The organism is Burkholderia oklahomensis C6786 (assembly GCF_000959365.1).
Taxonomy (GTDB): domain Bacteria; phylum Pseudomonadota; class Gammaproteobacteria; order Burkholderiales; family Burkholderiaceae; genus Burkholderia; species Burkholderia oklahomensis.
Genome location: NZ_CP009556.1, coordinates 2,328,940 through 2,348,667, shown reverse-complemented (window position 1 = coordinate 2,348,667; position 19,728 = coordinate 2,328,940). Strand labels below are relative to the sequence as shown.

At 65.9% G+C, this 19,728-nt stretch carries 15 protein-coding genes; 10 read left to right on the top strand and 5 right to left on the bottom strand.

Annotation, left to right across the window (positions count from 1 at the left end; genetic code table 11):
- Positions 1-4: 4 nt before the first annotated feature.
- The 5 genes from tssJ to tssH all read right to left on the bottom strand — a co-directional run bounded on the left by tssJ (position 5) and on the right by tssH (position 6,054).
- On the bottom strand, positions 5-508 hold the full coding sequence (gene tssJ / locus BG90_RS28090; protein WP_010121446.1) for a type VI secretion system lipoprotein TssJ: 504 nt from the start codon (positions 506-508) through the stop codon (positions 5-7).
- A gap of 88 nt (positions 509-596) precedes the next feature.
- Entirely contained in the window at positions 597-1,082 is a 486-nt protein-coding gene (locus BG90_RS28085; RefSeq protein ID WP_010112388.1) for an Hcp family type VI secretion system effector, read from the bottom strand.
- Between the two features lie 104 nt (positions 1,083-1,186).
- Entirely contained in the window at positions 1,187-2,680 is a 1,494-nt protein-coding gene (tssC, locus tag BG90_RS28080; protein ID WP_010112389.1) for a type VI secretion system contractile sheath large subunit, read from the bottom strand.
- 33 nt (positions 2,681-2,713) lie between these two features.
- Positions 2,714-3,268, bottom strand: a complete 555-nt coding sequence (gene tssB, locus BG90_RS28075) for a type VI secretion system contractile sheath small subunit (RefSeq protein ID WP_025990469.1) — start codon at positions 3,266-3,268, stop codon at positions 2,714-2,716.
- Between the two features lie 35 nt (positions 3,269-3,303).
- Positions 3,304-6,054, bottom strand: coding sequence for a type VI secretion system ATPase TssH (gene tssH / locus BG90_RS28070; RefSeq protein ID WP_010121442.1), 2,751 nt, complete (start codon positions 6,052-6,054; stop codon positions 3,304-3,306).
- Between the two features lie 556 nt (positions 6,055-6,610).
- Here tssH and BG90_RS28065 point away from each other — a divergent pair.
- From BG90_RS28065 to BG90_RS28020, 10 genes are all read left to right on the top strand, one after another.
- Positions 6,611-7,282 (top strand): TagK domain-containing protein, encoded by a 672-nt coding sequence (locus BG90_RS28065; RefSeq protein WP_107951017.1) that lies wholly within the window; start codon positions 6,611-6,613, stop codon positions 7,280-7,282.
- Positions 7,279-8,205, top strand: coding sequence for a type VI secretion system accessory protein TagJ (locus BG90_RS28060; protein ID WP_010121438.1), 927 nt, complete (start codon positions 7,279-7,281; stop codon positions 8,203-8,205). Before BG90_RS28065 ends, BG90_RS28060 begins: the two co-directional genes overlap by 4 nt.
- Positions 8,192-8,773, top strand: a complete 582-nt coding sequence (tssE, locus tag BG90_RS28055; RefSeq protein ID WP_010112394.1) for a type VI secretion system baseplate subunit TssE — start codon at positions 8,192-8,194, stop codon at positions 8,771-8,773. The genes BG90_RS28060 and tssE overlap by 14 nt, the downstream gene beginning before the upstream one ends.
- Before the next feature lie 28 nt (positions 8,774-8,801).
- Positions 8,802-10,691, top strand: a complete 1,890-nt coding sequence (gene tssF / locus BG90_RS28050) for a type VI secretion system baseplate subunit TssF (RefSeq protein ID WP_010121436.1) — start codon at positions 8,802-8,804, stop codon at positions 10,689-10,691.
- The gene (gene tssG / locus BG90_RS28045; protein WP_010112396.1) at positions 10,691-11,770 is read left to right on the top strand and encodes a type VI secretion system baseplate subunit TssG; all 1,080 of its coding nucleotides are present in this window, start codon (positions 10,691-10,693) and stop codon (positions 11,768-11,770) included. The genes tssF and tssG overlap by 1 nt, the downstream gene beginning before the upstream one ends.
- 9 nt (positions 11,771-11,779) lie before the next feature.
- Positions 11,780-12,898: a type VI secretion system protein TssA gene (locus BG90_RS28040; RefSeq protein WP_010112398.1), complete on the top strand. Its 1,119-nt coding sequence runs from the start codon at positions 11,780-11,782 to the stop codon at positions 12,896-12,898.
- A 71-nt stretch (positions 12,899-12,969) separates the two neighbouring features.
- Positions 12,970-15,306, top strand: a complete 2,337-nt coding sequence (locus tag BG90_RS28035; protein ID WP_025990468.1) for a type VI secretion system Vgr family protein — start codon at positions 12,970-12,972, stop codon at positions 15,304-15,306.
- A gap of 32 nt (positions 15,307-15,338) precedes the next feature.
- Positions 15,339-17,816 carry a DUF2169 family type VI secretion system accessory protein gene (locus BG90_RS28030; protein ID WP_010121430.1) on the top strand — a complete coding sequence of 826 codons (2,478 nt, stop codon included), beginning with the start codon at positions 15,339-15,341 and terminating at the stop codon, positions 17,814-17,816.
- Positions 17,813-18,895: a pentapeptide repeat-containing protein gene (locus BG90_RS28025; protein ID WP_025990467.1), complete on the top strand. Its 1,083-nt coding sequence runs from the start codon at positions 17,813-17,815 to the stop codon at positions 18,893-18,895. The genes BG90_RS28030 and BG90_RS28025 overlap by 4 nt, the downstream gene beginning before the upstream one ends.
- Positions 18,896-19,063: 168 nt before the next feature.
- Positions 19,064-19,723, top strand: coding sequence for a DUF3540 domain-containing protein (locus BG90_RS28020; protein WP_010121426.1), 660 nt, complete (start codon positions 19,064-19,066; stop codon positions 19,721-19,723).
- Positions 19,724-19,728: the final 5 nt, after the last annotated feature.

Below are 19,728 nucleotides of genomic sequence, written 5' to 3'. Positions count from 1 at the left end.
CATGTCATTTTCCGGTTTCGGTGACCTGGATCGCGTGGGTGTCGAGATCGATGGTCAGTTTCAGCTTCGGCGGCGAGAAGCGGTACCAGGCCGCATCCGGCGCGGGCGGCAGCCGGTAGACCGCGCGCCAGACCGAGTTCGGCAGATCGCGGTAGGCCGCGACGATGCCGAGTGCGGTCGTCGCCGGATCGGCGTTGCGCCGGACCGTCCGGCGCTCGCCCGGGCGAAGCAGGAACCGGTCGCGCGTCACGAGATCGTCGGCCAGCACGGTCTTCTCCGTGTCCTGCAGCGTGAAGAAGTCGGCGGCGTTGAATGCGCCGTCGGTCTTCAGTTCGTAGATGCTGACGACGATCGGCGCCGCCCGGTTCCGATCGTCCGGATTGACGGTCGGCGCGGCGTTCACGATCAGGTCGAGACGGATCGGCTCCTTCGGCTTGGGGCTGCCGCTCGCACAGGCGGCGAGCATCAGCGCGGACGCAACGACGGTAACGGGAGTGGGCGGGCGCATTCGGGTACGCGGTGCAGAGGGATTCGATCAAAGGCGGGCGCGGCCCGGCGGGCGTCGTCGACGTTCGCCGGGCTCGCGAGCCCGCCGCTCAAGCTTCCTTGTTGCCCTTGATGTCGAAGCTGGTCGTGACGGCGCCGCCGCTGCCGCCCTGCGCGTTCTGCACGACATACTCCTGCTTGACCTTCGCGAACGACAGCGACACCGTTTCGCGGCTGCGCTCCGCATCGGCCCTGCTGCCGGACGGCTTCACCCGCGTGACGATCACGTCGCTCATCGTGAGCTTCAGGTACTCGAGCGGATTGCCGCCCGCCTTGCGCATGACGAGCACGGCCTGGTCGACGTGCTTGCCGGTCAGCGCGTACTTCATCAGATTCGGGCTGGCGCGGTCGATCGCGTGTTCGAACGTGAGGTCCTTGACGCTCGCCTTGCCGGCGCCGCCGCCGCTGCCGGTATGCATCGTGGATGCCTGCTGGATTTCCCAGTCCCAGTTCAGGACTTCGATTTCGTCCTTGTGACTGTCGTCGAGCGATTCGCCGTTGATGCCGTCGATCTTCAAAAAAATATCCTGAGCCATGTCGTTGCTCTCTCGTGGTGATGATAAAAACAGCCGGTCTCGCGAGGCGCCGCGTGCGGTAAATTCGCGATTCCGGCCAGTCGGGGACGCCGGCCTGCGATGGTTCAGGCGGCTTCCTTGATCGACGGCAGCTTCGCGACCAGCCGCAGCGACACGGTCAGGCCTTCGAGCTGGAAGTGCGGCCGCAGGAAGAATTTCGCCTTGTAGTAGCCGGGGTTGCCTTCGGCTTCCTCGACGAGCACTTCGGCGGCCGCGAGCGGTCGGCGGGCCTTCGTGTCCTGCGACGAGTTGGCCGGATCCGCGTCGACGTAGTTCATGATCCATTCGTTCAGCCAGCGCTGCATGTCCTCGCGCTCCTTGAACGCGCCGACCTTGTCGCGCACGATGCACTTCAGATAGTGCGCGAAGCGCGAGCAGGCGAAGAGATAGGGCAGGCGCGCCGACAGGTTTGCGTTGGCGGTTGCGTCGGAATCGTCGTATTCGGCCGGCTTGTGCAGCGACTGCGCGCCGATGAAGGTCGCGTGGCCGGTGTTCTTGCGGTGAACGAGCGGGATGAAGCCGTTCTTCGAGAGCTCGGCCTCGCGCCGGTCGGAAATCGCGATCTCGGTCGGGCATTTCATGTCGACGCCGCCGTCGTCGGTCGGGAAGGTGTGGCACGGCAGGTTCTCGACCGTGCCGCCGGACTCGACGCCGCGGATCAGCGAGCACCAGCCGTACTGCCTGAACGACCGGTTGATGTTCACGCCCATCGCATAGGCGGCGTTCGTCCACGCATAGCGGCGGTGATCGGCGCCGTTCGTGTCTTCCTCGAAGTCGAACTCGTCGACCGGGTTGGTCTGCACGCCGTATGGCAGGCGCGACAGGAAGCGCGGCATCGCGAGGCCGATATAGCGCGCGTCGTCCGTGTTGCGCAGCGAGTTCCAGGACGCGTATTCGAGGTTCTGCGTGAAGATTTTCGTGAGATCGCGCGGGTTCGCGAGCTCCTGCCACGATTCCATCTGCAGCACCGACGGCGACGCGCCGGAAATGAACGGCGTGTGCGCGGCCGCGGCCACCTTCGCGATCGAGCCGAGCAGGTCGACGTCCGGCGGCGTATGGTCGAAGTAGTAGTCGGCCATGAGGCAGCCGTACGGTTCGCCGCCGAGCTGGCCGTATTCCTCTTCGTAGATCTGCTTGAAGAGCGGGCTCTGGTCCCACGCCAGGCCCTTGTAGCGCCGCATCGCGCGGCGCAGCTCTTCCTTCGAGATGTCCATGAAGCGGATCTTCAGGCGCTCGTCGGTTTCGGTGTTCGACACCATGTGGTGCAATCCGCGCCACGCCGATTCGATCTTCTGAAAATCCTCGTGATGGAGGATCAGATTGATCTGCTCGGAGAGCTTGTGATCGATCTGCGCGATGATGGCGGCGATGCTCTTGTAGGCATCGTCGCTGATCTTGGCGGACTGCTGCAGCGCCTGTTCGGCGAGCGTGCGGACCGCGTATTCGACGGCTTCGCGGGCCTGCTCGGTCTTCGGCTTGAACTCGTGCGTGAGCAGGCGCGCGAAGTCCGATGCCGGTTGTGCTTCGGCGACAGGCGTCTGCGTTTGCTGTTTTTTCATGATTCGTTCCTCGGGGTTGACCTGTTCGGCCGATCAGATTGCGTCGTCCTCGCGGCCCGCGGCGTCCTCGGTGTCCGGTTCGCTCGTGAGCTGGGGTTTCGGCGCGGACGCGAGCGACTGGAGCAGCGCCTGGTCCTGCAGCAACTGGTTCACGAGCGTTTCGGCGCCCGACTTGCCGTCCATGTAGGTCTGCAGGTTCGCGAGCTGCGTGCGCGCCTCGAGCAGCTGCCGCAGCGGCCCCACCTTGCGCGCGATCGCGGCCGGCGAGAAGTCCTCGATGCTCTCGAAGGTCATGTCGACCATCAGTTGCCCGTCGTCCGTCAGCGTGTTCTGGACGGCGAACGCGACGCGCGGCTTGATGGCCTTCATGCGCTCGTCGAAGTTGTCGATGTCGATATCGAGAAAGCGCCGGTCGGCCACGGCCGGCAGCGGCGTCACCGGCTTGCCGGACAGATCGGCGAGCACGCCCATGACGAACGGCAGCTCGACCTTCTTTTCCGAACCGTAGACTTCGACGTCGTACTCGATCTGCACGCGTGGCGCGCGATTGCGCGCGATGAATTTTTGAGAGCTGCTGGATGCGGACATGCCTGACTCCATGGACGAGGGAAGGGATAGCAGGGTTAGTTCGCCTGCTCGACGAAAAGGGGCGCCGCCGGGGGCGTCGCGCGGTTCGCGTAACCGGGACGGAAGACGAGTGCGTCCAGAGCCGGCGCGGCCGGGTCTGCCACGCCGACGTCGATGCGCGCGAGCGCTTCTTTCGCCCCGAACGCGTCGAGCCACAGCGCGGAGAGGCGCGGCAGCACGTGCTGCTCGATGAAGCCGATCAGCAGCCGCGCGCCGGTTTCCTGCACGAGGCATCGTCCGACGATGTAGTCGACGACCGCGTCGTCATACGCCAGGGCGATCCGATGGCTGTCGGCCATGCGCCTGACGACGCGATCCAGATGCAGGCGCACGATGCGCGAGAGCGCGCCCTGCGCGAGCGGGCGGTAGGGCACGACGGTGACGCGCCCCAGAAACGCGGCGGGGAAGACTTTCAGCAGTTCGGGCGTGAGCGCGTCGCGAAGGCCGGCGGCGTCCGGCGCGAGCGACGCGTCGGCGCACAGGCTCGCGCTCAGCTCCGAACCGACGTTGCTCGTGAGCAGGATCGTCGTGTTGCGGAAATCGATGTAGCGGCCGTCGCCGTCTTCCATGTAGCCCTTGTCGAACACCTGGAAGAACATTTCGTGCACGTCGCGATGCCCTTTCTCGATCTCGTCGAGCAGCACGACCGAGTACGGACGGCGCCGGACCGCCTCGGTCAGCACGCCGCCCTCGCCATAGCCGACGTAGCCGGGCGGGGCGCCTTTCAGGCCGGATACGGTGTGGGCCTCCTGATACTCGCTCATGTTGATCGTGATCAGGTTCTGTTCGCCGCCGTACAGCGCTTCGGCAAGGGCGAGCGCGGTCTCGGTCTTGCCCACGCCCGACGGCCCTGCGAGGAGGAACACGCCGAGCGGTTTTTTCGGATCGATCAGGCCCGCGCGCGCGGTCTGCACGCGCTCGCCGATCTGGCGCAGCGCATCGGGCTGGCCGATCACGCGTGCCTCGAGGGTGGCGGGCAGCGTTCGCACGGCGGTGACTTCGTCGGTCACCATCCGGCCGACCGGAATGCCGGTCCAGTCGGCGACGATTTCCGCGACGATCGCCTCGTTGACTTCCGGGAACACGAGCGGCGCGTCGCCTTGCAACGCGGCGAGCACGCGCTCGAGTTCGCGCAGCGCCGGAGTGGACAATGCGTCCGGCGTCTCCGTCTCCGTCTCCGTCTCCGTCTCCGTCTCCGTCTCCGGCGCGCCGGCCAGCGCCGCTTCGCGCGCGGCAAGCAGGGCCTGCGCCGCGTCGACCTGCGCCTTCCAGCGTGCGTCGACGGCCGCTTCCTCGGCCGATAGCGTCTCGATGCGCTCGCGTGCGGCGGCGACGGACTGGTCGGCCGCGACGCCGATGCGCGCCTCCTGCCGGAGCAGATCGAGTTCGGTGCGCGCCGCTTGCAGACGCTGGCGTACGTCCTGCAGTTCGCGCGGCGCGGCGTGCTGCGAGAGCGCCACGCGCGCGCAGGCGGTGTCGAGCAGGCTGATCGCCTTGTCCGGCAACTGGCGCGACGGGATATAGCGATGCGAGAGCTTCACCGCGGCGCGGATCGCTTCGTCGCGCACCGCGACACCATGATGCTGCGAGAACCTCTGCGCGAGGCCGCGCACCATATGGACCGCCGCCGGTTCCTCCGGCTCCGGCACCTGCAGCACCTGAAACCGGCGGGTCAACGCGGGGTCCTTCTCGATGTGCCGTTTGTACTCGGACCACGTGGTCGCGCCGATCGTGCGGATCGTGCCGCGCGCGAGCGCGGGTTTGAGCAGGTTCGCCGCGTCTCCGGTGCCGGCCTGGCCGCCGGCGCCGATCAGCGTGTGGACCTCGTCGACGAACAGGATGACTGGCGCGGCGGATTTCGCGGCGGCCTCGAGCACCCCTTTCAGGCGCGCCTCGAATTCGCCCTTCATGCTCGCGCCGGCGAGCAGCGCGCCGACATCGAGGCTCATCAGCCGCACCTCGGCGAGCTTCGGCGGCACGTCGCCCGTTGCGATCGCCAGCGCCAGGCCTTCGACGACGGCCGTCTTGCCTACGCCCGCTTCGCCCGTGAGCAGCGGATTGTTCTGCCGGCGCCGCAGCAGGACGTCGATCATCGTGCGGATTTCCAGCTCCCGGCCGACGACGGGGTCGATGCCGCCGTCGCGCGCGCGTGCGGTCAGGTCCGCGCAGTACTGCTCGAGGGGCGAGCCCTTCGATGCCGAAGGCATCGCATTGGATACCTCGCCGGGCGTGGCGGGCGAGAAATCACTGTTGTCATAGGGCGCGTCGCCGGCTTCCGGGGAGCCGGCGATCCACGCGGGCAGCGCGTCGTCGATTCCGTCCGGATGAATCCCGCCGAACGCCGGAGAAATGGACAGCAGCACGCGCCGCAGGTCCGGCGTGTGCACGAGCGCGGCCACGAGCCACGCGCCGCGGATGCGACGGTCGTCGAAGCGCAGCGTCGCCAGCACCCATGCGCGCTCGATCGCCGTTTCGATGTGATGCGAAAAATCGCTGATCGAGCTCGCGCCGACGGGCAGCGCCGCGAGCGCGCGCGCCATGTCGCGATCCAGTGTGTCGCGATCGATTCCGGCGCACCTGACGATGCGATGGAGATCCGAATCGGCTTGCTGCAGCAACTGATGCAGCCAGTGGACCAGCTCGACATACGGGTTGCCGCGCAGCTTGCAAAAAGCCGTAGCCGACTCGATTCCCCTGAAGAGTGTGCCCCCGAGCTTGCCAAACAGCGCCTGACGCGAAATCGTCATGGACAGATCCTTTCTTTTGCTTGCCTTGTCATTTTTTTATTGCAGAGGAGCGCAAGTCGTTTCGCATGTTGTCTAAATGTTTTATGCGCGATATGCGCGACTCGTTTGATTGCATTGAATCGAATACCGTTGGTCGAATTATTTTTGTCGAGTCGATCATTCGTCAACTACCATAAACCGGTAACCTTTTTTATGAAATGAAACGGTGGTCCGTTATATGAGTTGAACGGAAACTGTTAAAAATTGCAAACTCGGTTCTATTGGTTATGGACAGCGGCAATCGTCCCGGCGCACACTGTTTTTACGCTAGCGTCGGGCAGTGCGCGGCTCATGGTGAAAGTGTAGTTGCAGCCATGCGTTTTTTTGAGATGGAATTGATTAATTGACCGGCGGCTTGCGTGCGGCATGTTTGATTTGTGATAATCGGCTGGCGTATTAAATCCGGCCCGGCGGATGGATCGATGAAAATGGATGCCGGCCGATTTTTAATTGAGCATTGCAATTGATCAGGTTCCCTATGCGCACTTTCAAACTGTTTCGTCGCGGCGAGCCGGGCATGAAATACGCCGAAGCGATGCCGCGGCGCGCCGACGCTTCGCCCGCGGCTACCCGCGACGCGGACGCGCCGCTCATGGAAACGCTGCTGACCGGCTCGCCGGAAGCCGGCTTGCGTGACGCGATGCGCGACGGCAACGCGGTGCTCGGCCTCATCGGCACGGCGATATCGGCGGAAACGTTCGCTCGCCGGCAGGGCGACCCCGCAGCGGATATCGCGACGGCGGCCGGCAGTCCGGTCCAGGCGCGGGACCTGATGCATTCGCTGTACGAGCAGTACTGCGGAGCACTTGAAGATCCGCAGGCGTCGCTCGCGAGTGACTGGCCGGCCCAAATGACGCTCGTGCGCAGGCCGCCGCCCGATCAGCGAAGCGATCGGCGCAAGGAGGCCGAGGAGGCCGGGGAAGCGGATTCGATCGACGCACTCGTGTCCGGCTCGCCCGTCTTCGACGATGTCTTCGGCTTGCTCGGACCGGGCGACACGCCCGATCCGGCGGCGATGGAGCCGATTCCGGAGGTCCTGCGGCTTTTTGCTCCGGCCGAATATCATGCGGCGATGGCGCGCCGGGCGGGTAGCCTGCCGCCCGCGCTTGCCCGGCGGGAACACCAGACGCTCGCCATCGATAGTCCGCTGCCGGCGTCGGGCTCGGCCTCGAACCACGACACGCCATGACGATGCCGATTCCCTCCGATTCGCTCTCCGCCGCCGAGGCCGGTTCGTCGCGCGATCTGCCGCTCGAAGCGAGGCTGGCGAGCATGGAGACGACCGTCCGCGCGCAGCCTGCGGTCGCGGAGCACCGCTGGTCGCTCTTTCAGCTGCTGTGTGTGACGGGGCAATGGGCGCGCGCGGTTCAGCAGTTGCAGGTCCATGCGCAGCTCGCTCCGCAGCAGGCGCAGGCGGCCCAGGCATATCGCGATCTGGTTCGCGCCGAGCGTTGGCGCGCCAGGGTGGTGGCCGGACAGGCGCGGCCCGGATTCGTGTTCGAGGCCCCGCAGTGGATCGACGATTTGCTGGAGGCGTTGCGCGTCGCGTCGATCGGCAGGCACGACGAGGCCGACCGCGTGCGGGAGCGCGCGCTCGATCAGGCGCCACTCGTCGCGGGGCGCATGCCGCCTGCGCTGTTTGACTGGATCGCCGACAGCGATTCGCGGTTCGGACCGGTTTGCGAGATCGTGACCGCCGGGCATTATCGCTGGCTGCCGTTTTCGGAGATCTCCGCGTGGCACGTCGCGCGTCCGGCCAAACTGCTCGATCTCGTATGGGCGCCCTGCGCGCTGAAGCTCGTCGACGGCAGCCTGGTGCGGGGTTTCATGCCGGCGCGCTATCCGGGTTCGGAAGCAGGGCAGGCGGGCGTCGAGCCATGCGCGCCCCAGGCGGTTGACGCGCTGCGTCTGGGCCGCAGGACGGTATGGCGCGAGGTCGGTCGCACCGGCGTGATCGCGCTTGGCCGGAAGACCTGGTCGACGAGCGCGGGCGACTTCGGCCTGTTCGAACTGGAAGCCTGCGAGTTCGGGGAGCGAGCGCTTGCGCCCGACGCGAGCGGCACGGCAACGCATGAACCGGCGCGCGAGGGGGACACCGATGAGCGTGCATGAGAAGGGCGTGCCGCTGCCGGACAGGGGCAACGACAGGCGCACGGGCGACGATGGCGCGGCGACGCCGCGCCGCGCGAACACGCACCTGCTGCCCACGCTGCTCGACCGCCTGCGCGACGATGCGCCCCAGCGCCAGACGGAGGCGCCCGGCGAATACGCGGTGACGCGCATGCAGATGCGCGGCATCGTCCAGCGGGACCTTGCGTTTCTGCTCAACACGATGAGCATCGACGAGCACATCGACCGGGAACGATATCCGGAAGCGGCGGCATCGACCGTCAACTTCGGCATGCCGCCGCTCGCCGGCGCGTTCATGGCCTCACGCAAGTGGGCCGAGATCGAGCGGATCATCCGTCGGGTGATTCGCGACTTCGAGCCGAGGCTGATCGCGGAAACGCTCGTCGTCGCTCCGTCGAAGGACGTCGAGGCCGCCGAACGCTCCAACGTGCTGTCGTTCGAGGTGCGAGGGATGATCCGCATGGACCCCTATCCGCTCGAATTCATGGTCCAGAGCTCGCTCGATCTGGAAACGAGCCAGGTGAACATCACCGGCATGCGCGCGAGCTGACGCGCGGGCCGACAAACGGGAATGCACAGTGGACCCGCGACTGCTCGACTACTACAACCAGGAACTGATCTACATGCGCGAGCTCGCCGCCGAGTTCGCGCAGGCGCACCCGAAGATCGCGCGGCGCCTTGGCATGCAGGCGGGCGAAGTGGCCGATCCGTACGTCGAACGGCTGATCGAGTCGTTCTGCTTCATGGCCGCGCGCATGCAGATCAAGCTCGACGCGGAGTTCCCGCGCTTCACGGGCCGGCTGCTGGAAGTGCTTTATCCGAACTACGTGGCGCCCACGCCGTCGATGGCGGTCGCGCGCTTTTACCCGAGCCGCACGGAAGGCAATCTCGCGGACGGGTTTCGCATCGCGCGCGGCACCGCCTTTACCGCACGCGTGCCGGCCGGCGAGAAGACCGCCTGCCAGTTCCGCAGCGGCCAGGACGTGACGCTCTATCCGCTGGAGATCGCCGAGGCGAGGCTGACGGGCATTCCGCCCGACATCCCCGCGCTCGACCGCTATGTGCCGGCCGGCACGCAGGTGCGCGGCGCGCTGCGCCTGCGGCTGCGTACGACCGGCAACGCGCGCGTGGCCGATCTGAAGGGGCTGGACCGGCTGCCGCTGTATCTGGCGGGCGACGACCAGGTCGCCTCGCACCTCTTCGAGCTGCTGCACGCAGCCGGCGTCGCGACGATTACGGGTGCGCCCGGTGAATTCGCCACGCCCGGCCAGCCGCTCTCGGCCGTCACGGTCGATGCGGTCGTCCACGAAGGGCTCGGCGCAGACCAGAGCCTGCTGCCGCTCACGTGGTCGAAGTTCCACGGGCACAACCTGCTGCATGAATATTTCGCCTGTCCAGGGCGGTTCTACTTCTTCGCATTGACCGGACTCGAGGCGGGGTTGCGCCGCGTGACCGGCCAGGAGGTCGAGATCGTCGTGCTGCTCGACCAGTCGCCGGAGCGGCTCGCGAACGTCGTCGATGCATCGCGCTTCGCGCTGTTCTGCACGCCGGTGATCAACCTGTTTGCGCGCCACATGGACCGGATCGAACTGTCGTCGGGACAAACGGAGTTCCGCCTGGTGCCGGCTCGCCTGGCGCCGCTCGATTACGAGGTGTTTTCGGTGGAGGCGATGTACGGGCAGGTCGCGGCCACCTCCGCCGAACTCGAGTTCCGGCCGCTGTACCAGACGCTGAACAACGACGAGCACAATCATGGCCGATATTTCTCGACACGGCGCGAGCGCAGGCTCGTGTCGGAATCGGCGCGCCGCTACGGCACGCGTACGCCCTATGTCGGCACGGAGATGTTCGTGTCGCTCGTCGACCAGAACGAGGCGCCTTATAGCGAGGAAATTCGCTACCTGTCGGTCGATGCGCTGGTGACGAACCGCGATCTGCCGAGCCTCGTGCCGCGCGACGGCGTGCGCGACCTGACGGTGGCCGAATCCGCGCCTCTCGAAAGCGTCGGACTGATCCGCGCGCCGAGCGTGCCGAAGGCGCCGTATGCGGAGCGCGAGATGGCCTGGCGGCTGATTCGCCAGCTGAACTTCAATTACCTGCCGCTCGACGAACTCGATCACCGCGCCGGCGGCCAGGGATTGCGCGATCTGCTGCGGCTGTTCCTGACGGGCGACGAGGCCGACAACCGGCGGCAGATCGAAAGTCTCGTCGGCGTGAAGACGCGGCCGGTGACGCGCAAGCTGCCCGGCGCGGGCCCGCTCGTCTTCGGGCGCGGCGTCGAATGCTCGCTGACGGTCGACGAGCCGGGGTTTTCCGGCGTGAGCCCCTACCTGTTCGGCGTGGTTCTCGAACACTATCTGGCGCGGCACGTATCGATCAACGTCTTCACGCAGACCGAGCTGCATTCGATACAGCGCGGCCGCATCGCGCGCTGGCCGGTGCGCATGGGCGCGCGGGGGGGAGCCTGATGGCGCACGTCATGCTCGAGACCGTCGTGCGCGATACGGCGCTTTCGTCGCAGCTGCTCGCGCGGCTGCGCGCCGAGCCGTGGCGCTACAGCTTCCTGACGCTTCTGCGGCGCATCGGCGCGGATCCCCGCATCGATCCGGTCGGCACCGCCAGGCGCCCGCAGGCGGAGCCGTTTCGACTCGGACAGCAGCCGAGCCTCGCATTCGCGCCGCGCGAGATCGCGAGCGTCGGCGAGGCGAGCGGGCGGGTCAAGGTGCGCCTGTTCGGTCTGGGCATGCTGGGGCCGAACGGGCCGCTGCCCATCCACGTGACGGAGATCGCGCGCGATCGCGAGGAGAGCCGGCGCGACGCGACGCTCGGCAATTTCCTCGACATTTTTCATCATCGCTATCTGACGCTGCTGTATCGCGCATGGGCATCGGCGCAGGCGGCCGCGGGTCTCGACAGGCCGGGCGACGAGCGGTTTTCGTTCTATATCGCGAGTCTCACCGGTCAGGACACCGACGAGATCGGTCGCCGTCCGCTGCCCGCGCATGCGCGTCTGTCGGCGTCTCCGCATCTGGTGCGCGAGGCGCGCAACCCGGATGGCCTGCGCATGACGCTCGCGCGGTACTTCGGCGTGCCGGTGACGATCGAGGAAAACGTGTTTCACTGGATTCAGGTGGATCCGCTCGAGCACAGCTATCTCGGCAAGCCGGGCGCTTCGTCGACCATGGCCGAAGGTGCGATGCTCGGCGAGCTGGTGCCGGACCGGCAGCACAAATTCCGCATCGTCGTCGGGCCGCTCGATATCGACGAATACCTGCGCTTCACGCCCCAGGGCGAAGACTTGCCGCGGCTCGTTGAGTGGGTGAGGGCATTTGTCGGCTACGAGTTCGAATGGGAGCTGGAGCTGCGCATCAAGCCGAACGGCGCGCCGCCGGCGGTGATGGGCGGGACGCAGCAGCTCGGCTGGTCAGGGTGGCTCGGCCGTTCGCCTTCGGGCGAGCCGGTGACGGGCATGCGTTTCGAACCCGAGCGGTATGCGGACCGATTCGATCGCGATGCCGACCGATCCGCCCAGCCGCTTCGCGCGTGAGGGGAGACGATGAGCGACAACAAGAAACACGCCGGCAAATCCGCGTCGGCCCGGACGCCCAAGGCGCACGACTGGATGGCGCCGGTCGATCCGGCCGCGCCGTGCGGGGCGGATCTTGAATACGATCCCGAATTCGTCGTGCTGTCGGCGAAGGTCGCCCCCCGGGCGGAAGCCCAGTATGGCGACTTCGTCGGATCGCCGGAGCCCGTGAACTGGAGCGACGTCGATCGCGACTGCCGGCGGCTGATGATGCGCAGCAAGGACATGCGCCTCGCGGTGCTGTTCACCCGGTGCCGCACCCGGCTCGCCGGGGCGGCGGGGCTCGCGGAAGGCGCCGGCCTGCTTGCCGTATGGCTCGCGACGTTTCCGGACGCGATTCACCCGCAGCCCGACGTCGACGCGGACCGCGATGCGGCGCTGGAGATCCGCAAGAATGCGCTGCAGGCGCTCACCGACGCCGACGGGCTGCTGGCGGACGTGCGGGAGATCGCATTGACCCGGTCGACCGCGATTCGCCTGCAGGTGCGCGACGTGGAGCGTGCGTTTGCGCAGCCGCGCCCCGGCGACGCGCTTGCGCCGGAGTCGGTCGTGCGCCAGCTCGACGAGCTGCAAGCGCAGCAGCCGGCCGTCCTCGCGGGCTTCGACGAAGCGCTCGCGAGCGTCGGCGCGATCGACGCATGGAGTCGCGAGCACCTCGGTGCGTATGCGCCCGACTTGTCGGCGCTCGCTGCGCTGCTTCGGCCTGTCGCGGGTCGGAGCGTGCGCTCGGGCGGCGCGGATTCGGCGGCCGCGCCCGCCGACGTGTCCGCTGATGCGTCCGCTGACGCGCCGTCGATGCGAAAGGGGGGGCGCACGCAGGCGGACGAATCGCCGCCGGCGCATGGCGAAGGCGTTGCGGCGCTAATCGCCGGCTCGGTCGGACGCGGTGCGATCGCGACGCCGGCGGATCGTCACGCCGCACGCGAGTTGATCCGGCAGGCGCGCGAGTGGTTCGAGCAGCATGAGCCGAGCAGCCCGATTCCGGTGCTGCTCAGGCGTGCCGAGTATTTCGTGGGAAAGCGCTATGCGGAAGTGGTGCACGCGATCCCGGGCGAACTGCTTGCGCAGTGGGGCGGCGACGAGTCCTGATCGCGCACGGGCGCGACGAACGCAGGACACGGCGATTCAACGATCGATAGCGTTTCCGGAGGGGGTCAGTCATGCCGAATTTTCCCGCCGCTCGTACCGTCACGGTCAGCGGCCCCGCATTGCCGGTGTCGCCCGTCGGCGACCCTGCGCTTCAACTGAGTGCCGTCCACGGCAACGAGACATTGTCGGAGATCTACGCGTACACGCTGGACTGCTTGACGCCGCCGGACCTGACGCTGCCGGACGAACAGGCCGCGAACCTCGACCTGAAGGCGATGATCGGCAAGGCGCTGACCGTGACCGTCCAGCTCGAGGGGATGGGCGCGTTCGTGCCCGGCATGCCGGGGCTGTCCGGCGCCGCCAATATCGGCCAGGGCAAGCGCGAGATCAGCGGCATCGTGACCGGTGCGAGCTTCGAAGGCCAGTTGAACCGGCAGTGCCGATACCGGCTCACGATGCAGCCATGGATCTATCTGGTCGACCAGCGCTCGGACTATCGGATTTTCCAGAACAGGACCGTGGAAGAGATCGTCGACGAAGTGCTGAACGCGTACTCGTACTCGTACGACAAGCGGCTGAGCGGCCGGTATCCGAAGCTGGCCTACCAGGTGCAGTACGGAGAGACGGATTTCGCGTTCATCCAGCGGCTGATGCAGGAGCATGGCATCTACTGGTTCTTCGAGCACTCGAACAAGGTGCACCGGATGGTGCTCGTGGATCATCTGGGGGCGCACAAGCCGGTGGAAAGCGCCGCGTACCGCACGCTGCGGTACTACCCGCCCGGACACAAGATCGATATGGAATATATCGACGCGTTCAATACGGCCGAGCGCATCCAGCCCGGCCGCTGGACCACGAGCGACTTCGATTTCGAGCATCCGAAGGCGCGTCTCGGCGTCGAGAACGCGCTGCCGCAGGACACCGCGCACAACGGGCTCGAACGATACGAATGGCCGGGCGACTACACGGATCCGGCGCTCGGCGAGCACTTTGCCCGGGTGCGGATGGAGGAAGTGCGCGCGCAAGGCGAGCGCGCGTCGGGCGGCGGCAATGTGCGCGACGTCGTGTGCGGCACGACGTTCACGCTGGAAGGCTATCCGCACGCCAGCGCGAACCGGGAGTACCTGGTGCTCGGCGCGTCGTTCACGGCCACGGAAACGGAGGGGGCGGCGGGCCCGGGCGAATACCGGATCGGCACGTCGTTTGTCGTGCAGCCCGCCACCACCGTGTTCCGGCCGCCGCGCACGGTGCGCAGGCCGCGCACGCGCGGGCCGCAGACGGCGGTCGTGACCGGTCCGCCCGGGCAGGAAATCTGGACGGATCAGTACGGGCGGGTCAAGCTGAAATTTCACTGGGACCGCTCACCCGTTCGCGACCAGAATTCGTCGTGCTGGGTACGGGTGTCGTATGCATGGGCGGGGAACAGCTACGGCGGCATCAACATTCCGCGGGTGGGTTCGGAAGTGATCGTCGATTTCGAGAACGGCGATCCGGACCGGCCCATCGTGACGGGGCAGGTGTACAACGCGTTGCACATGCCGCCGTGGGCGCTGCCGGACAATGCGACGCAAAGCGGGATGCTGAGTCGCACGCCGGCCGGCAGCGGCGAGAACGCCAACATGCTGCGCTTCGAAGACAAGGCCGGCGAAGAGCAGATCAAGCTGCACGCGGAGCGCAATTACGACGTGTCGGTGGAGCGGGATTCGACGATCACGGTCGGGCGCAAGCATCTGACGCTGGTGGGACTGGATTTGCCGCCGGTCCCATCTACACGGTCGCCGCTGGATCGGCTGATCGAATTGTTGCGGCTTGGAGGCGCGCCGCGTCCGGCTTCTCCCGGGCAACGCCCGATGCATCGGCAGCAACAGCAACAACCGCAGCAGCAACAGCAGCAACAGCGACAACAGCAACAACAACAGCAGCAATATCAGCAGCAATATCAGCAGTTGAAGCCGCAGCGTCAGATGCAACGCGTGGGCGGGCTTCAGGCGCTCGCCGCGAACGTCGCGAAAGCGCTGCAGGATATCGTGGCCGTGCTCACGGACAGTTCCGCCACCGCATCGGTTAGTACCGTGCAGGGCGCGTCCGCGTCCGTGGTGTTCGGCGACACGAAGGGCGTGAACGTCGGACACACCGTAACGATCACCAGTGGAAACGCACGTACGGAAGTCAACGGGACGAATTTTTCGCAACACGCGGCCAGCGTCTCGTTGACCGGTATGTCGACGGGCCTTACCGGATTCAGCACCAGTGAAACCGGGTCGAGTGTCGACACGAAGGGATGCAGCATTTCGACGACAGGCGCGAGTATCTCGACGACCGGAATGAAGTACGAAAAAACCGTCAAGGATTTCTCCGAAAAAAAACAATGCGTGTGCTTTGTAGACGGAATTCACATCACTTTGTGATCGACGCTTGCTTGCAAGCATCAGGTTGTCAAATGAAGATCATCAAACCATTCAGGATCAGTCCATTGACCCGCCTCTATCGGATGCATGGAGAGGAACACCTTGGCGTTGCAGCGCTCATGGTCGCGACCTTGGGCGACGATCCGCGACTGCTGACGGACTCGGAGCTCTGGAATCTGGCCGGCGACGAACTGGGCGGATACACGCTGGACATGGCGCTGCCGAAGGCGTGTCCGGAATTTCTCGTCTCCGGACACGCGTACGGAAAATATGCGGATGCGCCGGGCGGCGGGACGTGCGAGGTCGGCATCGGCGTCGCCGGCATCGAAAAACGGCTGCGGGTATCCGGCGACCGGCAATGGGACGGCATGCGCGCCACCGCGCCGCGGCCTTTCGAGCGATTGGCGCTCGACTGGGCGTTCGCATACGGCGGGGCGGGTTGCGAGGACAACCCGAGAGGCCGGGGCGCCGAGAGGCGGCAGGGCGCCGTGCGTTATCTGCCGAACATCGAATATGCGCACAGCCCGATGCGTTTTCCGGATCAGCGCCCCGTGCCGGCGGGCTTCTGCCCGATCGATGCGGCCTGGCCGCAGCGCGCCGGCCTGTACGGCGAGCACGACCAGCAATGGCTGGAGGAAGATTGTCCGGGTTTCCCGCGTACGCTCGATCCGCGCTATTTCAACATCGCGCCGGCGGATCAACAGTTGATCGCGCTTTCCGAATTTCCGGACGGCGCCGCCTACGAACTGATGCACCTGCATCCCGAACATGCATTGCTGACTGGACGCCTGCCGGCGCTGCGCGCCAGAACGTTCGTCGTGCGTACCGGCAGCGAGACGCCCGAAGAGATTCCGATGCGGCTGACGACCGCGTGGTTCGTTCCGCACCGTGAACGCGTGGTGATGATCTACCACGGCGTCACGACGATCCGGGCGTTCGATGCGAGCGATGTGCAGACGTTGCTGTTCGGCGCGGATGCGAGCGCGCAGGCGAGGCCGGCCGAATGGTATCGCCAGGTGATCGAGTGGCGCACGCGGCATGAGAAGGCGGCGTTATATGCGCTGCGCGACCAGGATTTATTGCCCGACAGGTATCTTTCGCCCGATTTTCCGGCAATGTCCGGCGCTGTGCCGCAGGATGCGAGGCAACGGCTCCTGCGGGACAAGCTGAGCGCTTTTCCGGATGCCGGCCAGATCGAGACGCCCCGTCCGGATCAACTGGTCGAGTTCGTCGAGCGCCAGGAAGCGGCGGCCGAAGAGCAGCGCACCCGTCTGGAGGAAATGCGGCGGGATCTTTCGTCCAACGAAGCGTTCGCGAACGCAGCGCGGCGCGGTCCGCCGGCCAGTGTCGCTATCGCGGGCGACGACGCCGCGCAGGGCGCCGCGGCTCCGGCCGATCGATCAGACATCCGGCACATGCAACGCGATGCGGACGAGAGTCTTCGCAAGCTGTACCTGCAGTCGGCGCAGCATCAGGACGCGCCGGAGCGGTTGGATGAGGCGGCGTCGAGGCCGCACCGCGAACGCGTCGCCGCGGCCATCGCTGCGGGACTATCGCTGGAGGGCGCCGATCTCACCGGCGTCGATCTTGCCGGGATGGATCTGCGCGGCGCGCGGCTCTCGGGCGCGATGCTCGAAAACGCCGATCTGAGCGGCGCCGATCTTTCGGATGCGGCGTTGAGCCATGCCGTGCTGGCGCGCGCCAACCTGAGACAGACGGGCTTCCGCAACGCGGACCTGACAGGCGCAAACCTCTCTCTGGCGAATTGCGATCAAACGGATTTCTCCGGCGCCAACCTCAGCGATTGCATACTCGAGCGCGTGCACCTGCGAAATTGCAGATTGAATGGCGGCATCGTGGCGAACACGCGATTCAGCGATTGCCGATTCCATGCGGTCGATTTCAGGCAGGCCACGCTGTGCAACTTGATCTTCATCGACCAATCCTTCGAGGATGCGGACTTCTCGGAAACGACGATCCGCAAGATGCTGCTGATGAACTGCACTCTCGCCAACGTACGGTTCTCGGCAGCCAGCATCGAGGGATTCGGGATCATCGACGCACGGGCACCGGGGCAGCTTCGTTTTGACCGGGCAAGCGTGATCAAGGCGTGCTTCGTTCAGCAATGCGACATCGGGCGCGCCGATTTTTCGTCGGCGACGCTGAAGGAAGTGAATTTCCGCGAAACGAATCTGAGAGCGGCCGATTTCGGCGAAGCGCGTATCGGCAGCTGCGATTTCACCGATGCCTGCCTGCAGGGCTCCAATTTTCGCGGCGCGAAGGCGGAGGGGAGCTACTTCGTGCGGGCCGACTTCGCCGGAGCCGATCTCCGGGACACCGACCTCATCGCTGCCTACCTGCGGGGCGCGACACTCGACGGCGCCGATCTTCGACGAGCCAACCTGTTTCGCGCGAACCTCTCGCAAATTCTGGCTGACGTCGATACCCGATGGGAAGAGGCTTATCTCCACAAGGCGATGCGGTTTCCGCGGGCGGAGGCGCGCGCATGAGAACGAACGCGGAGCAGTTGCGCGAGGCGATCCGTCATGGCCGCGTCGTCAAGGACAGGGTGATCGATTCGGAAAACCTGGACGGGCAGGATTTCTCCGGCGGCGTGTTCGAACACGTCCAGTTCATCGATGCAAGCATGAAGCGCGTGCAGCTCGGGGATGCCGTTTTCAACGGATGCCTGTTTCGCGGGGTCGACATGCAGCATGCGGATTTATCGAAATGCACGTTCGACAAGTGCAGTCTCGACGATGTCCGCCTCTCGGGAAGCCGCCTTCACGGGTGCACGATGAGCTCGACTCGCGCGGCCGGCGCGGATTTTTGCGGCGCGCACGCGAACGGCTTCAACTGCGTGACGAGCGACCTGAGCGATTGCAGGTTCCATGACGGGCGCATCGAATCCTCGCTGTTCTGCGAGACGCGGCTGGAGCGTGCCGATTTCACGCGGGCCGTCGTCCGCAAGACGGTCTTCTACCAGCTCGATCTGAAGCAGACGATTCTCGTCGACGCGACGTTCAATGACGCCGTCTTTGCCGAATCCAGTCTCGTCGGCCAGCGTTTGCGCGGCCAACGGATGCATCGCTGCCAGTTCGCCCGCGCGGATCTTCGCAACGTCGATTTCACCGCCGCGAACCTGGCTTACTGCAATTTCCAGGGGGCGAAGCTGTCGGGGGCGCGATTGGAGGAAGCCGATGCGCGGTACGCCATCTTCGTCGAGTCCGAGATGCAGGACGCCGTCTGCCGCAACGCCGCGTTGCAGGACAGCATATGGGTTCAGGCCGACATCCGGAATGTCGACTTCACCGGCTCAAGACTGGATCGGGCCGTGCTTCAACACGCGCGATGCAATGGCACGCGTTTTTCACGGGCGAGTCTGGCGGGCGCGGATTTTTCATGCGCGGACCTGACCGGCGCCGAATTCGACGGAGCCGGCTTCGCCCGGACCGGGTTTCATGGTGCGATTGCTCCCGACATTGCGTGGCACGAGCATCCTGGCGCAATGGATCGCGATCCGGAATTGGCGGATGCACAGGCCTGGTCGCGACAGAGGGACGAAAGAGGCGATCGCGACCGTCACTGAGCGCGGCGTGAACGCGGCGTCGAGCCGATGATCGCTTTCGCATTCGCTTCGCTCGCCCCGCCAGCATGAGCGAAGCCTGGTTGGTTCAAGTTGGCCGCTCGTCCGATGTGCCGGGACGGCCTGCATCGATCCGCCTTCATCGAGCGGTCTCAAATCGAGGGAAAGAAGATGAACTCAACGGTAGCAGCGCTGCACACGCGTTTTTCGCCGACGACGCGAGAGAACGCGGCGACGATTCTGGCCGTCCTGCCCGACGGGGTGTTTCTCGTGGCATCCGAAGGGGCGACGATGCATTGCCGGCGCGCCTTCAGCTGTCTCGTCGAACCTCGAACCGGCGACCGCGTCGCGATTTCCCGGGCAGACAGGCGGTGCGGCTATGTGACCTCGATCCTGGAGCGCCCGGACGCGGACGGCGTGCACATTCGCGTCCATGGCGACCTCGTGCTGGAATCGACGCAAAGCGTGCATTTGAAGGGCGGCGACGCGCTTTGCCTGACGAGTCGCGAGCAAGTGTCGATCAAGACGGAGCAGCTTGCGATGTCGGCACGGGAGGCGTCGTTGTGCTCCGATAGCACGACGCTGACCAGTGCGGAATTCCATGGCCGGCTCGGGAAGGTTCGACTGATCGGCAAGATACTGGAGATGGTGATGGACCACGTCGCGCAATCCTGCCGAAGCAGCTTCCGCACGGTGGAAACCGTCGAGCATCTGCGGGCCTCGCATATCGATCACGCCGCGACCGGGAACATGCGTCTGCACGCGAAGAATACGCTGCTCACGGCGGAGAAGCTGTCGAAGATCGATGCCGGACAGATACATCTGGGTTAGGAGGA

What these genes read in the sequence shown, in the direction of transcription:
- BG90_RS28030 (WP_010121430.1), top strand. Translation starts at nt 15,339, where the DNA reads ATGAAGATCATCAAACCATTCAGGATCAGTCCATTGACCCGCCTCTAT.
- tssH (WP_010121442.1), bottom strand. Translation starts at nt 6,054, where the DNA reads ATGACGATTTCGCGTCAGGCGCTGTTTGGCAAGCTCGGGGGCACACTC.
- tssC (WP_010112389.1), bottom strand. Translation starts at nt 2,680, where the DNA reads ATGAAAAAACAGCAAACGCAGACGCCTGTCGCCGAAGCACAACCGGCA.
- BG90_RS28085 (WP_010112388.1), bottom strand. Translation starts at nt 1,082, where the DNA reads ATGGCTCAGGATATTTTTTTGAAGATCGACGGCATCAACGGCGAATCG.
- BG90_RS28035 (WP_025990468.1), top strand. Translation starts at nt 12,970, where the DNA reads ATGCCGAATTTTCCCGCCGCTCGTACCGTCACGGTCAGCGGCCCCGCA.
- BG90_RS28025 (WP_025990467.1), top strand. Translation starts at nt 17,813, where the DNA reads ATGAGAACGAACGCGGAGCAGTTGCGCGAGGCGATCCGTCATGGCCGC.
- BG90_RS28040 (WP_010112398.1), top strand. Translation starts at nt 11,780, where the DNA reads ATGAGCGACAACAAGAAACACGCCGGCAAATCCGCGTCGGCCCGGACG.
- BG90_RS28060 (WP_010121438.1), top strand. Translation starts at nt 7,279, where the DNA reads ATGACGATGCCGATTCCCTCCGATTCGCTCTCCGCCGCCGAGGCCGGT.
- tssJ (WP_010121446.1), bottom strand. Translation starts at nt 508, where the DNA reads ATGCGCCCGCCCACTCCCGTTACCGTCGTTGCGTCCGCGCTGATGCTC.
- tssG (WP_010112396.1), top strand. Translation starts at nt 10,691, where the DNA reads ATGGCGCACGTCATGCTCGAGACCGTCGTGCGCGATACGGCGCTTTCG.
- BG90_RS28065 (WP_107951017.1), top strand. Translation starts at nt 6,611, where the DNA reads ATGAAATACGCCGAAGCGATGCCGCGGCGCGCCGACGCTTCGCCCGCG.
- tssE (WP_010112394.1), top strand. Translation starts at nt 8,192, where the DNA reads ATGAGCGTGCATGAGAAGGGCGTGCCGCTGCCGGACAGGGGCAACGAC.
- BG90_RS28020 (WP_010121426.1), top strand. Translation starts at nt 19,064, where the DNA reads ATGAACTCAACGGTAGCAGCGCTGCACACGCGTTTTTCGCCGACGACG.
- tssB (WP_025990469.1), bottom strand. Translation starts at nt 3,268, where the DNA reads ATGTCCGCATCCAGCAGCTCTCAAAAATTCATCGCGCGCAATCGCGCG.